The organism is Lutibacter sp. (assembly GCF_046055765.1).
Classification (GTDB): domain Bacteria; phylum Bacteroidota; class Bacteroidia; order Flavobacteriales; family Flavobacteriaceae; genus Lutibacter.
In genome coordinates, this window is sequence record NZ_JASFZF010000015.1 from 1 (window position 1) to 13,590 (window position 13,590).

Genomic DNA, 13,590 nt, shown 5'->3' on the forward strand with positions numbered 1-13,590 from the left:
ATTACACCTATCTTTGGATTATAAAACACCAAATATGGTATATAAATTAACAGCGTAAATTCAATTTAACCTGTAGCCGTATTTTAGGACTAGACATTTTAAATGTAGTAAAATTAAGAGTAACAAAAAGCTGTATAAAAAGTATAATTCTCGTCAACCTAAACTTGATTCAGGTTCTCATAATCAATGGTAATCAATAATGTGAGATTCTGAAATAAATTCAGAATGACGGATTCATGACTTTTTATACAGCTTATTTAAATTAAAAACACTTCGACAAGCTCAGTGTGACAATTCAAAAAAACATTATTATTTTATTTTAAAATTGCTTCAATACCTGGTAGTGTTTTTCCCTCTAAACTTTCTAACATGGCGCCACCACCAGTTGAAACATAACTTACTTTATCTGCAAAACCAAACTGTTTAACTGCGGCAACTGAATCACCACCTCCAACTAAAGAAAACGCTCCATTTTTAGTAGCTTCAGTAATAGAATTTCCTAATGCAATAGTTCCGCCAGCAAAATTTTTAAACTCAAAAACACCTAAAGGACCATTCCAAAGAATTGTTTTCGACTCTAAAACTACATTATTAAATAATTCTCTTGATTTTGGACCGGCATCTAACCCTTGCCAACCGTCAGGAATATTGTATATATCACAAATTTGTGTGTTCGCATTATTACTAAAAGTATCCGCTGCAATTACATCTACAGGTATATGAACTTGTACATCTTTTTCTTTTGCTTGTTTTAAAATAGCTAAAGCTAATTCTTGTTTGTCATCTTCACAAATGGAATCTCCAATATTTCCACCCTGAGCTTTAATAAAGGTAAAACTCATTCCTCCACCAATAATTAAGTGATCTACTTTATCTAAAATATTTTCAATAACTGTAATTTTTGAAGAAACTTTTGCACCTCCTAAAATTGCTAACACTGGTTTTTTTCCTTCTTCCAATATTTTTTTAAGGCTACTAATTTCTTGTGCTAATAAATTTCCGAAACATTTATTTTCTGGAAAAAATTGCGCTACAATTGTAGTTGAAGCATGTGCTCTATGAGCTGTTCCAAAAGCGTCGTTCACATATACATCTCCTAATTTAGAAAGTTGCTTTGCAAAAGCTACATCACCTGTTTTTTCTTCGGCATGAAAGCGTAAATTTTCTAATAGTAAAACTTCACCCATTTTTAATTCAGTAACTGTTTTTTCTACTTGTTCTCCTACGCAATTTGAAGTGAATTTTACTTCAACACCTATAATTTCAGAAACTTTTTCAACAATATGTTTTAATGAATATTTTTCTTCAACACCTTTTGGACGTCCTAAGTGCGACATTAAAATAACAGCACCACCATCTTCTAAAATTTTAATAATTGTTGGTTTTGCAGCTTGTATTCTTGTTGCGTCAGTTATATTAAAATTTTCATCTAAGGGCACATTAAAATCAACTCTAATTAGTGCTTTTTTCCCTTCAAAATTTATGTCTTGTATTGTTTTCATTTGAATAATTATTTGGTGTACAAATATAATTTAATTTAACGTAGTTATTAAAGTTTTCTACGAAACCGATTTCATAAAATATTTTAAAGATTGAATGATTAAACATTTAAAGATTGAAAAAATGTTTTAAATTCGCTTTAATGAATTTTTCAGAAATTTTAGGACAAAAACATTTAAAGAATCATTTAATGAAATCTACTGATAATGGTAGAATTTCACATGCGCAGTTATTTGTTGGAAAAGAAGGGTCTGGAACCTTGCCAATAGCAATAGCTTATGCGCAATATATTTTGTGTAGTTCAAGTAACGATAAAGAAACCTGCGCATTAAAATGTGCTAAATTATCCCATCCCGATTTACATTTTGCTTTCCCAGTTGCAACAAATGATGTTGTAAAAAATCATCCTGTAAGTAACTTATTTTTAGAAGATTGGAGAAATTTTATAGCCTTAAATCCGTATGGTAACTTATTCGAGTGGTTGCAATCTATTGGTATTGAAAATAAACAAGGTCAAATTGGTGTAGATGAAGCAGGAGAAATTGTAAAAGCCTTAAAATTAAAAAGTTATGAAGGTGGTTATAAAATAATGATTATTTGGATGGCTGAAAAAATGAATACTTCAGCTGCTAATAAGTTGTTGAAATTATTAGAAGAGCCACCAGAAAAAACGGTTTTTATTTTAGTTACCGAAAATGAAGAACAACTAATTTCAACTATAAAATCTCGTTGTCAAGTATTACATTTTCCTTTATTATCTGAAGCTGATATTCATAATTATTTAGTTAATAAAGAAGGAACTGACCTACCAATTGCTGCACAAATTGCACAACAATCAGACGGTAACATAAACAAAGCTTTGCATTTATTACATAATGACAATTCGGATGAAAAATTTGAACAATGGTTTATTACTTGGGTAAGAGCAGCTTTTAAAGCGAAAGGAAATGCTTCTGTTATTCAATTATTAATTGAATGGAGTGAAACAATTGCTAAAACTGGTAGAGAAACTCAAAAGCGTTTTTTAAATTATTGCTTACAGTTTTTTAGGCAAGCAATGCTACTTAATTACGATGCGGCTTCACTTGTATTTTTACAACCAAAAACACCTGGTTTTAAACTAGAAAAATTTGCTCCTTTTATTCATAGTGGAAATATTTTAGAAATAAATAAAGAGTTAAACGAAGCTATTTATCATATTGAAAGAAATGGAAATGCTAAAATAATTCTGCTTGATTTATCGATAAAATTAACGCGACTTTTACACGTAAAAGAAGAATCTTAATTACTTTAAATTATGTCTATTTTTAATGAACATGCATCTGAAATTTTAATAACTCTTTTTTTTATTATTACGTATTTCTTATCAATACTTGAAAAATTGGTAGATTGGAAAGGAACGGTCATATATTATAATAACCATTTTGGTAAAACAATACTCAAAAATATCATTCCATTCCTACTTATCAAAGTGTTAATTTTTGAGATTCTAACAGTACTATTATTAACTTTTGGTCTCTACTATTTAGTAATTGAAGATGTAAAAATTATTGTAAAAATTGGGTTAGAAATATCTGCTATTACACTCTTAATATTCTTAGTTGGTCAACGATTCGTAAAAGATTACCAAGGTGCTATGAATATTACCGTATACTTTATTTTAAATATAATTGGCATTTATATATTAACATAAAATATTAATTATGAATTTATTAGGTATAGGATCTCGCATCAATCACACTGAATTTGGTTTAGGAGTTGTTACCAACGTTACATCTAAACATTATTGGGTTACTTTTATTGAAAATGGGTTAGAAACAATTGATATTGATAGTGAATTTGAAGTAATTGAAAGTGTTGAAGATGAAGTAGATACTATTAGTTTTTTTGAAGTTGAATCTACATTAAGAACTATTCTAAAACAATGGTCAGATATTTCAGAAATAATTCCTATTGCTGATAAATGGAAAGGTGGTAAATTAATTTTAGAACCAAAAGACACAAATTTGGCAAGTAAAGAAATTGAAATCGATTCCTTTTTTCATAAAATTGTAATGGTTCGTGATAGAATTAGAGTAATGGAACAAAAGATAAATTCCAGTAAATTAGATAATCAAGATAAAGTAAATTTACAACAATATATTACCCGTATTTATGGAAGTTTAACAACATTTAATGTATTGTTTAAAATTAAAGAACACCAATTTACGGGTGAAAAATCTAAATAAAAAAAGCTATAATTAATAATTATAGCTTTTTAATTTATTGATTATCAGTGTTATATGTTATTTTTTAGAAAAATCTGAATTTAATATCTCTAAAATTTCTGTTGTAACGTTTAAAGATTCATCACCATATAATACTGTTCCTTGTCCTGAAGTTCCAAGAACTAAATTATAACCTTTAGATTTCGCAAAATTTTCAACAAAGCTATCAACTCTTTTAGTAATTATCTCACTCATTTTCTGATTTTCTTTTTGTAATAATAGAGAAGCTTCCTGTTGTTTAGACTGTAAAAATTGTTGTTCTTGTTGTAATGCTTGTTCTGTTTGTGCTCTTTTTTGAGTTGACATTTTTTGTTGGTTTTGATAATATTGCTGCACTTTTAATTGAAAAGGAGCACCAATACTGTCTAATTCTTTTGCCATTACTTCTTGTTTCGCTTTTAGCGAAGTTTCTAATGCTTTTGTTGCTTCATAATCTTTCATTAAAACTTCAATATCTATATAAGCAACTTTAGTTTGATTACAAGATGCAAATATAAATGCAATAGCAACAATTAATAATTTTTTCATTTTTTTCTATTTTGATGTTGATCTAAAATTTTTGCGAATATATGAACAAAAGTTCAAGTTTAGCCTACTATTTATCAGTATTAGATTAATTTATTGTTAACTATTATTTAATAATTATTATTTATAAAAAAGAGGCTGATTGTAGCTTTCTATAACTAAAAACTTTTAAAATGAATATATTATGCTCTTTCATTATAAAAAGAGGGCTTAAATGGCTTTAAAATAGATTTTAGTTGTTTTTGATGATGTAAATTAACGATGAATACTCTTTTGTTTTCAAAGCTTTTAAATTTGATAACAAACCAATACAAAAAGCGATAACAAAATTACTTTTACCCGATTTATATTTCTCACTTAATAATGAAACATAAAATGAATCAAATTTCATAGGAAGTATTTTAACAACATTCATTTTTACTTCAGAAAAAAGTAATTGAATTGATTTTTTTGAAAAATGCCATAAATGTCTTGGTACATCAAAAGCAGCCCAAAACTGTTTATAGTAAGTAGCATCGTAACTTTTATAATTTGGAACTGCTACTACTAAAACACCATTAGGTTTTAATAATAATTTTAATTTTAAAATATAATCTTCCAAATTTGGTACATGTTCTAACACATGCCACAATGTAATTACATCAAATTTTTGAGAAGTTAATGTTTTTAATTCTGAATAAATTTGTGATTCTTGATTGGATGTTAATTTAGCTTCAGCTAATTTTTTCGCGTTGTTATTTGGCTCAACTCCCACTACATTCCAGCCGTTATTTACACATGTCAATAAAAAATCACCCGTTCCACAACCAATATCTAATATCTTTTTTTCTTCAGAATTAAATGAATTTATTAAATTCAATTTCTTTTTTAAAGCATATAATTTTACAAATTGATATAATTTATCTGTCAATGATTTTTTTGAATCGGTGTGTGAAATATAGGCTGAACTTTTATAATAAGAAGCTAATTCCTCTAATTTAGGTTGAGGTGATGTTACAAGCATTTCAAGTTTATTATTATACCGTAAATCAAATTTTTGATTTGAAACAGTATAATCTTTACAAGTTAAATAATGCTTTTTGTTGTTATTCATATTCTTAAAATACTTAAAAATAGTTCATGTTCCACGTGGAACACTAAAATTTACCTTCCCATATATACTAATAAAACAGAAATATCACTAGGTGAAACTCCACTTATTCTACTAGCTTGAGAAATAGTTATTGGTTGTATTTTTGTTAATTTTTGACGTGCTTCAATTGATAATGAAACCACTTTTGTATAATCAAATTTTGATGGAATAGATACGTTTTCTAATCTATTTAACTTATCAGCTTGATTCTTTTCCTTTTCAATATAACCAGCATATTTTACATGAATTTCAGTCTGCTCAACCACTTCGTTATCTATTAAATTTTCAATAATAAATCTCTCAACCTTCTCTAATTCTCGAAGGTTATTAAAGTTTAATTGAGGCCTTGCAGCAATCTTAAACAACTTCATAGATTGCGAAATTTTAGCAGTATTATTGGCTTCTAAAATTGGATTTATTTCATTTGGCTTCACACTTGTTTGAACTAAAAATTTAACAAATAAATCTGTTTTTGTTTGCTTTTCATTTACTCTATCTAAACGTTCTTTTGATGCTAACCCTATTTTAAAAGATAACGGTGTTAATCTTAAATCAGCATTATCTTGACGTAATAAGGTTCTATATTCAGCTCTAGATGTGAACATTCTATAAGGTTCTTCAGTACCTTTTGTAATTAAATCGTCTATTAAAACGCCAATATAAGCTTCGTTCCTTTTTAGTATAAATGGTGCTTTATTTTTAATATTTAAAGCTGCATTTATACCAGCCATTAATCCTTGTGCTGCCGCTTCTTCATAACCAGTTGTACCATTTATTTGACCAGCGAAATACAAGTTCTTAATTAACTTAGTTTCTAAAGTATGTGTTAATTGTGTTGGTGGAAAATAATCATATTCAATTGCATAACCATATCTTAAAAATTTTACATTTTCAAAACCTGCAACTTTACGCAAAGCTTTATCCTGAACATCTTCAGGTAGTGAAGTTGAAAACCCATTTACGTAAATTTCAACAGTTTCCCAGCCTTCAGGTTCAACAAAAATTTGATGTCGATCTTTAGTTGCAAACCTATCAATTTTATCTTCTATTGAAGGACAATATCTTGGTCCAATACTTTGTATTCTTCCATTAAACATTGGTGACCTATCAAAACCTGTTCTTAACAAATCATGAACCTCCAATGAAGTATAACTCATATAACAAGAACGTTGTTTTTTAAGTGATTTTGTAATAGGTAAATAGGAAAATTTTTCAGGATTTTGATCGCCAGGTTGTTCTATCATTTTTGAAAAATCTAACGATCTCGCATCAACTCTTGGAGGTGTTCCTGTTTTCATCCTTCCAGCTTCAAAACCCACTTTTATTAAATCTTCAGTAATACCAATTGAAGCACTTTCTCCTGCTCTACCTCCTCCAAAAGTTTTATCACCAATATGAATTAATCCATTTAAAAAAGTACCAGCAGTAATGATAACTTTCTTCGATTTTATTTCAATTCCTAATGCAGTTTTTACACCAACAATTACATCTTCATTAAATAACAGCCCAACAACATTATCCTGATAAAAATCTAAATTGTTAGTTTGCTCTAACATCGTTCTCCAACATTCCGCAAACCGCATACGGTCACTTTGCGCCCTTGGACTCCACATTGCAGGTCCTTTAGATTTGTTCAACATTTTAAATTGAATAGCTGTTTTATCTGTTACAATTCCGCTGTATCCACCCAAAGCATCAATTTCTCTAACAATTTGCCCTTTAGCAATTCCACCCATTGCAGGATTACAACTCATTTGAGCAATGTTTTGTAAATTCATTGTTATTAAAAGTGTATGCGCGCCTAAATTTGCACTTGCAGCTGCCGCTTCACTTCCCGCGTGTCCACCACCAACAACAATAACATCATAAACCGTATTAAACATATTGAAATTTATTATGTTCCACGTGGAACGTTTTTATAATTGTAATAATGCTAAACATTTATCTTCTTCTTGCCTCATTATAACTTTAGCTTCATCCATTTTGTCTTGAAAACCAATATAATGCAACACTCCATGAATTACAACTCTATTTAACTCATTATCAGCTGTTTGATTGAATTTTTGGGCGTTTTCGAATACTCTTTCAATAGAAATAAAAATATCTCCACTTATTAACTTTCCTAAAGTGTAATCAAAGCTAATGATATCCGTTAAAGTATCATGTTCTAAAAATTCAACATTTAATTTATGAAGGTAAGCGTCATCACAAAAAATATAATTTAATTCGCCTTCACTAAAACCATGGTTTGCAATACAAGTAGAAATCCAGTTTTGAATTTGAATTTCATTTTCTAATTTAAAATCAGTTTCGTAATTAAATAAAATCATTTCTAAATTTTTACTCTTTAGTTTTAAAATACTCTTGTACTTTCTTTTTATAAATAGTGCGCAAAGGTAATGATTGTCTATTTAATATGTCGTTATAATTAAAATACTGATTCTGTAGTTTTAGTTTATCAATACTTCGCGTTTTAAATTTTTCAATATTAGTTTTAGATTTTCGCTTATAATCTTCACCCTGCTGTAAAGTTGCTTCTTCTAATTTTAACAACTCATAGTTTAGCTGCTGCATTTTTTGAATAATATCTTCTGTAAAACCCTTGTCTAATAATTCTTTTTCTAACGCTTCCATTTGCTTAATTGCATCACCAGAACTATTGCTTTTATTTTTTCCTTTAGAACCTAAAAGTTCTTTAAGCATTTCTTTGAGTTGAGATTGTTGCTTATATATTTCATATAATTCGTTATTCATTTGCTCACTACCTTCTCCTGGTTTTTGTCCTTTTTCTGATGCATTTTTATCACTAGGTTTTTCTCCTTTTTTTAAACCCTTTTTAATTTTATCAGAAAGTTCGCCTTGCTTTTTTATAATATCTGGTAAACTAAACTCCATTGGACTTCCTTTGCCTTTACCAAAACTAGGTGAAGCATTCATTAAACTTTCTAATAAATTACTTAATAAATTTGCTAAATTATTGGCGGCTGTAATCACAAAATGTTGATCAGATATTCCTTGTTGAAATTTATTATCTGTGAAATTTATAAGTGATTCATCTAGGTAATAATGCGCATCGGAAACTTCTTTTTGAATGGATGAGGTTATTTTCACAATACGCAAAGAAAGCACATACAAACTATCATCAATATGTTTAAAATATTCTTTTAATACATATTGTCGTTTAATATTTCTTGAATAATTAGGATGATGATTATTGGAGCTTGAAAAGTTATTTAATAATGCTTCTTGCTGAAATGAAAACTCAATAAGGTTTTCAACAATTTTTCTTAAATCATCAATATTTTCATCGATTGCTTCTCCTTCCATAGCTTCCATAGATTGCTCCATAGATGTACTTAATTCTTTCAATTTTTTAGAAGCAGACTTTTGATTTTTTGTTGCTTTACTTGGTTGTTGTTTTTTTAGTTCATCCAAAGCTTTCTTTAAATCCTCTTCAATTTCTTTTGAATCATCTTCTATATTTGGAAGATTCATTGGTCGCTTTAAATCTTCGTTTTGCTTTTCAAGTTCTCTAAAATCTTTATTAATATTATCAAATTCCTTGTTAATTTCTTCTTGTTTTTTAGAAGTATTTTCAATATCATTTTGTTTTGATAAATCTTTTTCCTTTTCTGATAGTTTCTCTAATTTTTCGCTAATTTGATTGGTTTTTTGTTCTATGTAAAAACGTTTAGTTAATTCTAAAATACGTTCTAAACTTTGCTCATTTTGTGTATTTTTTTTAACAAGTTCTTTTAACTTATCCATTAAATCTTCTTTATCTAATTTATTGGCGAGTTCCTTTAATTCGTCTAATAATTTATCTTTTTTTGCTAACTTTTTTACCTCATCAATTCTTTTTTGAAGTGCTTCTTTCTTTGATACTAAATCTTCACTCTTAGGTTGTTCATTTAAATTTTTCTGAAGTTTATTTGTTTCTTTTTGAAACATTTCCTGATATTGAGTTTGTCGTTTTATAAACTCCTCTAATTTTTTGGTGTCGTTCCAATTAATTTTGTCTTTATTTTGTAATGATTTTTTAAACTTTTCAATTTCTGAATTAGATTGTTTAGATTTTTCTAATGATTTAGAAATTGATTGAATTGTTTCATTTTGCTCTTTTAATAATTCTTCTTTTAATTCTTTTTCGGTTTTGTTATAATAGTTAAAAACGCTGCTTTTTGTTTTTTTAGAGCCATTAACAGCATCATTATCAAAAACCTCAAAATACAATTCATATTCAACACCTTTATCAATAGAAATTCCATCAGGGAATACATAGTAAAAATCTGATAATGTAGAATTTACAACGTTAATTAAATGAGTTTTAAGTTCGCTTTTTTGAATTTTACTGTAATATACTAGTTGAAGTTTATGTATTCCGTAATCATCGCTTAATTGCCCCATAAACTGTATTGGACCTCTACTAATAGAATCAATATCAGATTTAACAGCAATTTTTGGAAACTCATCTGGAACTACTTGAATTTCAAAATCTAAAGTCTCATGATTTAAAAGTTGTGCATTAGAGGTCGAAATTTTATAATTAATAGCATTAAAAATTTGTTTTGAGAAACTAAAATAATTTGTACTGTTTTGATTAAATTTTTCTGTTGCTTGTTGATTTAATTTAAAATTAACAACGTTGGTTTGATGGGTTTCGATTTGCCAAGCAATTTTAGTTCCAAAAGGAACGATTGCATTTCCAGTATTTTGGATAACTTCATTACTTTTACCAGTATATTTTGGATAATTTAATATCATTTTCAAATTAGTAATTACTGGTGTAGCAATACAATTAATATGGTAATTTTCAGAAAATACTCCATTTGCTTCAAGAGAGAAATCTAGTGACGATTTTATACTTGAAAATGTGTATTTAAACTTACCTAATCCTCTGTTTTCTAGATAATAATTTCTATTAAAAAAATTAATTTTAGCATCTTCAGGAGTGGTATTTCCAAAAGTTTCTACTTCTAAGGTATAAGGTTCGCCTTCAATAACATTTAACGATTGATTTAAAATTTGAAAAGAAAATGGTGCTGGTTGTTTGTATTGAGTTTTATAATTAACAACTCTAGAAAAACTATCATTAAAAATAGTAACATTTCCCGAAATATAAACTACAAACCAGATTACAATTGGTATTAAAGTATATTTAATAAATTTTTTGTTTTTTGATAAATCTATTGCTCGTTTAAATGGTATTGGTTGTAACTCTTTAGATTTCTGTTCTATACTAGCCTCAATGAGTTCTGAATGTTCAACAAAATTTTGTAATTGTAACATATTCAGAAGCTTATCCTTAATTTCAGGGAAGTGATTTCCAATTATTTTTGATGCTTCAAGCTCGTTAATTCCCTTTTTTAGCCCAACTATTTTTACTATTGGAAAAAGAATATAAACTGTTAATAATGCAAATTCAACAATAATAAATATCCAGAATAAAACCGTTCTTGCCAAAGGTTGCAGCCATAAAAAATATTCAATAAGAAGCGTACCTAATAAATACATAAAACCAAGAGTGAAAAACAATAAAAGCCCTTTAATAAGTTCATTATAATAGAACTTTTTAATAAAGTTTTGAAGTTTAACTTGTATATTTTTAAAGCTGTTCAATGGTAAAATATATAATGGTTTTGCTATGTATAATGCAGGTTTTTGAAACTCTTCATTTTAAATCTTGCTATTAATTGTATTACTATATACTCTTATATTTAGAACTACAATTTGCATTGCGTATAGGCTTTGTTGCGTGCTAGCATTATTCAAACGCCATATTTTAAGAACAGAATATCAGATTTACAATTATAGGTCTGTTGATCTTTATACCAATAAAATTCCGTTTCAAGACTTGCCATATCCATTAATAAATTGTCCAGGTGTTTGTTTATTTTATCTCTTAAAAAGACAATGTTTCTCTTTAATTTCCAACTACTTGTCATATCAGTTTCATCTGTAAGAACTAAGAAAAATCTATTTGAAGCATCAAATCTTGCTATTTATTCATTTTCAAGTCACGATATTGTTTCTGAACTCTGTGTTATTTTTTACTTACTTACAGTTCTTAATTAAAAGCTAAATTAAACTAAAATTAAATTATAGGATTACAATTTTTTCTTTAATAGCATACAGCACTAAACCAATACGAGTTTTGGCATCTAATTTTTCAAATAAAGCTTCTCTATAATTTTCAATTGTCTTAGGACTCAAAAACATTTTTTCAGCAATTTGTTTATACGTCATTTCTGAACAAGTTAATTTTAAAAATTCTAATTCTCTTTCTTTTAATTTTACTGTAGTAGGTTTCTCTTTTTTATGAATAGAATTTAACAATGTATTGGTTACATTTTCCGTATAATAAAATCCCGCGGTATAAACCTCATTTAAAGCATGTTGTAATACTGAAGGGTGGATGTCTTTTAATAAATATCCTTTTGCTCCTGCTCTTAACATTTTTAAAATTATGTCTTCATCAGCCTCCATAGATAAGGCTAAAACTTTAATCTCTGGTTTATTTTCTTTCAACCATTGCGTAGCTTCAATACCGTTTATTAATGGCATTTGAATATCCATAAGTACAATTTGTGGTTGCAAGTTATCCTCTAAAAAGTAGTTTATTAATTCTTTTCCATTATTTAAAGTAGCTAACACGTTAAATTCTTTAAAATTAGAAACCAGCCCATTAAGCGCTTGTGAAAATAAAACGTGGTCATCAACAATTAGTAAGTCAATTTTTTTCATTAAAATTTATTTTGGGCAGTTAATATATAATTTAGTTCCGTTGTTGTTACTTGATGAGAATTTTATTTGAGCACCAATTAATTTTGCTCTACTTTTCATATTTAATAAACCAATACCATTTTGTTTAGTTGTATCATTCACATCAAATCCAATACCATCATCTTCCATAAATATTTCTAAAAAATCATCATTATAATTTAGTTTAAATTGTAAGGTATTCGCTTTAGAATATTTTAGGGTATTGTTGCTAAATTCTTGTAAAATTCTAAATAAAATAATTTCCTTTTCGTTACTTAAATTAAATATATTTTCTGAAATTTCTAATGAAGCTTTGATAAAGTTTAATCTATTATAACGATCAACTTCAAGTTTTAAAGAATCTATAAGCCCTTTATTTTTAATTGTTTCTGGATTTAAAGACTTAGCTAAACCTCTTAATTCTTGCAAACTTTTACCAATTATTTCACTTGTTTCTTGTATTTTACTTTGCTGTTCTTCAGCTACGTTTAATTGTAAAATATTTAACTGCATTTTTGCTACCGATAATAGTTGACCTACATTGTCATGAATTTCCCAGCTAATATTTTGTAACGCCTGTTCTTGAATTTCTAATTTAGATTTGGTAATTTCTTCTTCAAATTGCTGTTGAGTTTCTCTTTGTTTAATTAAATAAGCTGTTTTTTTTTGTTGGAAATAAAAAAAGAAAAATATCAATGTAACCACTAAAATTAAAACGATAACGGTAATTACTAAAATTAAAATTTGTATTTCCTTCTGCTCCATTGTCTATGTATTAAATTCTTTTTTACTCACAATAAAACCTGTAATAAAACTCGCTGCCATTAATATATTCATGCTTAAAATTATATACTTAAATATTCCTTGCCAATCAATTAATTCTCCAATAACAAATACAGGAAGTAAACCAATGTTAAAAATTAATACCCCTAAACTTATCCAAAATATTAATGACTTTTGAATAGTTAAAATTATCTCACTTTTAAGCACTTCAACAAAATAAATCATAATAGATAATACAATAAAAAATTGTCCAATAATATTACTATAAACAAAATATTCTTTTGTATAATCCACATAAAACGACATAATAATGTTCATTAAAATAAATACACTACTTAAACTTATAATTAATCTTTTTCTTACTAAATTTTTAATATTAAATAAGTAGAAAAACATATAAAATAGTACGTTTAATATAAACCAGGTGTTATTTAATGTTATTGTTCTAACTCTATAAATTTCAACTATATATCTAGTAATACATTCAGTTAAAAATGAATAGATTAAAAAATACAACCACATTTTTAACAAAAAACTATGTTTATATTTTTTAAAATGAAACAACCCTACACTAAGTATTATCACATAAATAACAATATATCCGTACTTGAATATCATTTT

General features: G+C 27.3%; 12 protein-coding genes. 3 read left to right on the forward strand and 9 right to left on the reverse strand.

Features of this window, described 5'->3' with window-relative positions:
- Positions 1 to 314: 314 nt before the first annotated feature.
- Positions 315 to 1,502, reverse strand: a complete 1,188-nt coding sequence (locus QM495_RS01325) for a phosphoglycerate kinase (protein WP_408670302.1) — start codon at positions 1,500 to 1,502, stop codon at positions 315 to 317.
- Between the two features lie 140 nt (positions 1,503 to 1,642).
- Between QM495_RS01325 and QM495_RS01330 the strand changes: the two genes are divergently transcribed.
- Genes QM495_RS01330 through QM495_RS01340 form a run of 3 tightly spaced genes read left to right on the forward strand, consistent with a single transcriptional unit; the run spans position 1,643 to position 3,728 of the window.
- On the forward strand, positions 1,643 to 2,785 hold the full coding sequence (locus QM495_RS01330) for an ATP-binding protein (protein ID WP_408670303.1): 1,143 nt from the start codon (positions 1,643 to 1,645) through the stop codon (positions 2,783 to 2,785).
- A gap of 12 nt (positions 2,786 to 2,797) precedes the next feature.
- Positions 2,798 to 3,193: a DoxX family protein gene (locus QM495_RS01335; protein WP_408670304.1), complete on the forward strand. Its 396-nt coding sequence runs from the start codon at positions 2,798 to 2,800 to the stop codon at positions 3,191 to 3,193.
- A 10-nt stretch (positions 3,194 to 3,203) separates the two neighbouring features.
- The gene (locus tag QM495_RS01340; protein WP_408670305.1) at positions 3,204 to 3,728 is read left to right on the forward strand and encodes a hypothetical protein; all 525 of its coding nucleotides are present in this window, start codon (positions 3,204 to 3,206) and stop codon (positions 3,726 to 3,728) included.
- A gap of 57 nt (positions 3,729 to 3,785) precedes the next feature.
- Here the strand turns inward: QM495_RS01340 and QM495_RS01345 are convergent, their stop codons facing one another.
- From QM495_RS01345 to QM495_RS01380, 8 genes are all read right to left on the reverse strand, one after another.
- Positions 3,786 to 4,295 (reverse strand): OmpH family outer membrane protein, encoded by a 510-nt coding sequence (locus tag QM495_RS01345; protein ID WP_408670306.1) that lies wholly within the window; start codon positions 4,293 to 4,295, stop codon positions 3,786 to 3,788.
- A gap of 229 nt (positions 4,296 to 4,524) precedes the next feature.
- The gene (locus QM495_RS01350; protein WP_408670307.1) at positions 4,525 to 5,385 is read right to left on the reverse strand and encodes a class I SAM-dependent methyltransferase; all 861 of its coding nucleotides are present in this window, start codon (positions 5,383 to 5,385) and stop codon (positions 4,525 to 4,527) included.
- Between the two features lie 50 nt (positions 5,386 to 5,435).
- Positions 5,436 to 7,307 (reverse strand): tRNA uridine-5-carboxymethylaminomethyl(34) synthesis enzyme MnmG, encoded by a 1,872-nt coding sequence (gene mnmG / locus QM495_RS01355; RefSeq protein WP_408670308.1) that lies wholly within the window; start codon positions 7,305 to 7,307, stop codon positions 5,436 to 5,438.
- A 33-nt stretch (positions 7,308 to 7,340) separates the two neighbouring features.
- Positions 7,341 to 7,754, reverse strand: a complete 414-nt coding sequence (gene ybeY / locus QM495_RS01360; protein WP_408670309.1) for an rRNA maturation RNase YbeY — start codon at positions 7,752 to 7,754, stop codon at positions 7,341 to 7,343.
- A 10-nt stretch (positions 7,755 to 7,764) separates the two neighbouring features.
- Positions 7,765 to 10,938, reverse strand: a complete 3,174-nt coding sequence (locus QM495_RS01365; RefSeq protein ID WP_408670310.1) for a DUF4175 family protein — start codon at positions 10,936 to 10,938, stop codon at positions 7,765 to 7,767.
- Between the two features lie 585 nt (positions 10,939 to 11,523).
- A complete protein-coding gene (locus QM495_RS01370; protein WP_408670311.1) occupies positions 11,524 to 12,168 on the reverse strand; it encodes a response regulator in 645 nt (214 codons plus the stop codon).
- Positions 12,169 to 12,174: 6 nt separating this feature from the next.
- Positions 12,175 to 12,951, reverse strand: coding sequence for a sensor histidine kinase (locus QM495_RS01375; RefSeq protein ID WP_408670312.1), 777 nt, complete (start codon positions 12,949 to 12,951; stop codon positions 12,175 to 12,177).
- 3 nt (positions 12,952 to 12,954) lie between these two features.
- Entirely contained in the window at positions 12,955 to 13,587 is a 633-nt protein-coding gene (locus QM495_RS01380; RefSeq protein WP_408670313.1) for a hypothetical protein, read from the reverse strand.
- Positions 13,588 to 13,590: the final 3 nt, after the last annotated feature.

What these genes read in the sequence shown, in the direction of transcription:
- QM495_RS01335 (WP_408670304.1), top strand. Translation starts at nt 2,798, where the DNA reads ATGTCTATTTTTAATGAACATGCATCTGAAATTTTAATAACTCTTTTT.
- QM495_RS01340 (WP_408670305.1), top strand. Translation starts at nt 3,204, where the DNA reads ATGAATTTATTAGGTATAGGATCTCGCATCAATCACACTGAATTTGGT.
- QM495_RS01380 (WP_408670313.1), bottom strand. Translation starts at nt 13,587, where the DNA reads ATGATATTCAAGTACGGATATATTGTTATTTATGTGATAATACTTAGT.
- QM495_RS01350 (WP_408670307.1), bottom strand. Translation starts at nt 5,385, where the DNA reads ATGAATAACAACAAAAAGCATTATTTAACTTGTAAAGATTATACTGTT.
- QM495_RS01375 (WP_408670312.1), bottom strand. Translation starts at nt 12,951, where the DNA reads ATGGAGCAGAAGGAAATACAAATTTTAATTTTAGTAATTACCGTTATC.
- ybeY (WP_408670309.1), bottom strand. Translation starts at nt 7,754, where the DNA reads ATGATTTTATTTAATTACGAAACTGATTTTAAATTAGAAAATGAAATT.
- mnmG (WP_408670308.1), bottom strand. Translation starts at nt 7,307, where the DNA reads ATGTTTAATACGGTTTATGATGTTATTGTTGTTGGTGGTGGACACGCG.
- QM495_RS01345 (WP_408670306.1), bottom strand. Translation starts at nt 4,295, where the DNA reads ATGAAAAAATTATTAATTGTTGCTATTGCATTTATATTTGCATCTTGT.
- QM495_RS01325 (WP_408670302.1), bottom strand. Translation starts at nt 1,502, where the DNA reads ATGAAAACAATACAAGACATAAATTTTGAAGGGAAAAAAGCACTAATT.
- QM495_RS01330 (WP_408670303.1), top strand. Translation starts at nt 1,643, where the DNA reads ATGAATTTTTCAGAAATTTTAGGACAAAAACATTTAAAGAATCATTTA.
- QM495_RS01365 (WP_408670310.1), bottom strand. Translation starts at nt 10,938, where the DNA reads ATGTATTTATTAGGTACGCTTCTTATTGAATATTTTTTATGGCTGCAA.
- QM495_RS01370 (WP_408670311.1), bottom strand. Translation starts at nt 12,168, where the DNA reads ATGAAAAAAATTGACTTACTAATTGTTGATGACCACGTTTTATTTTCA.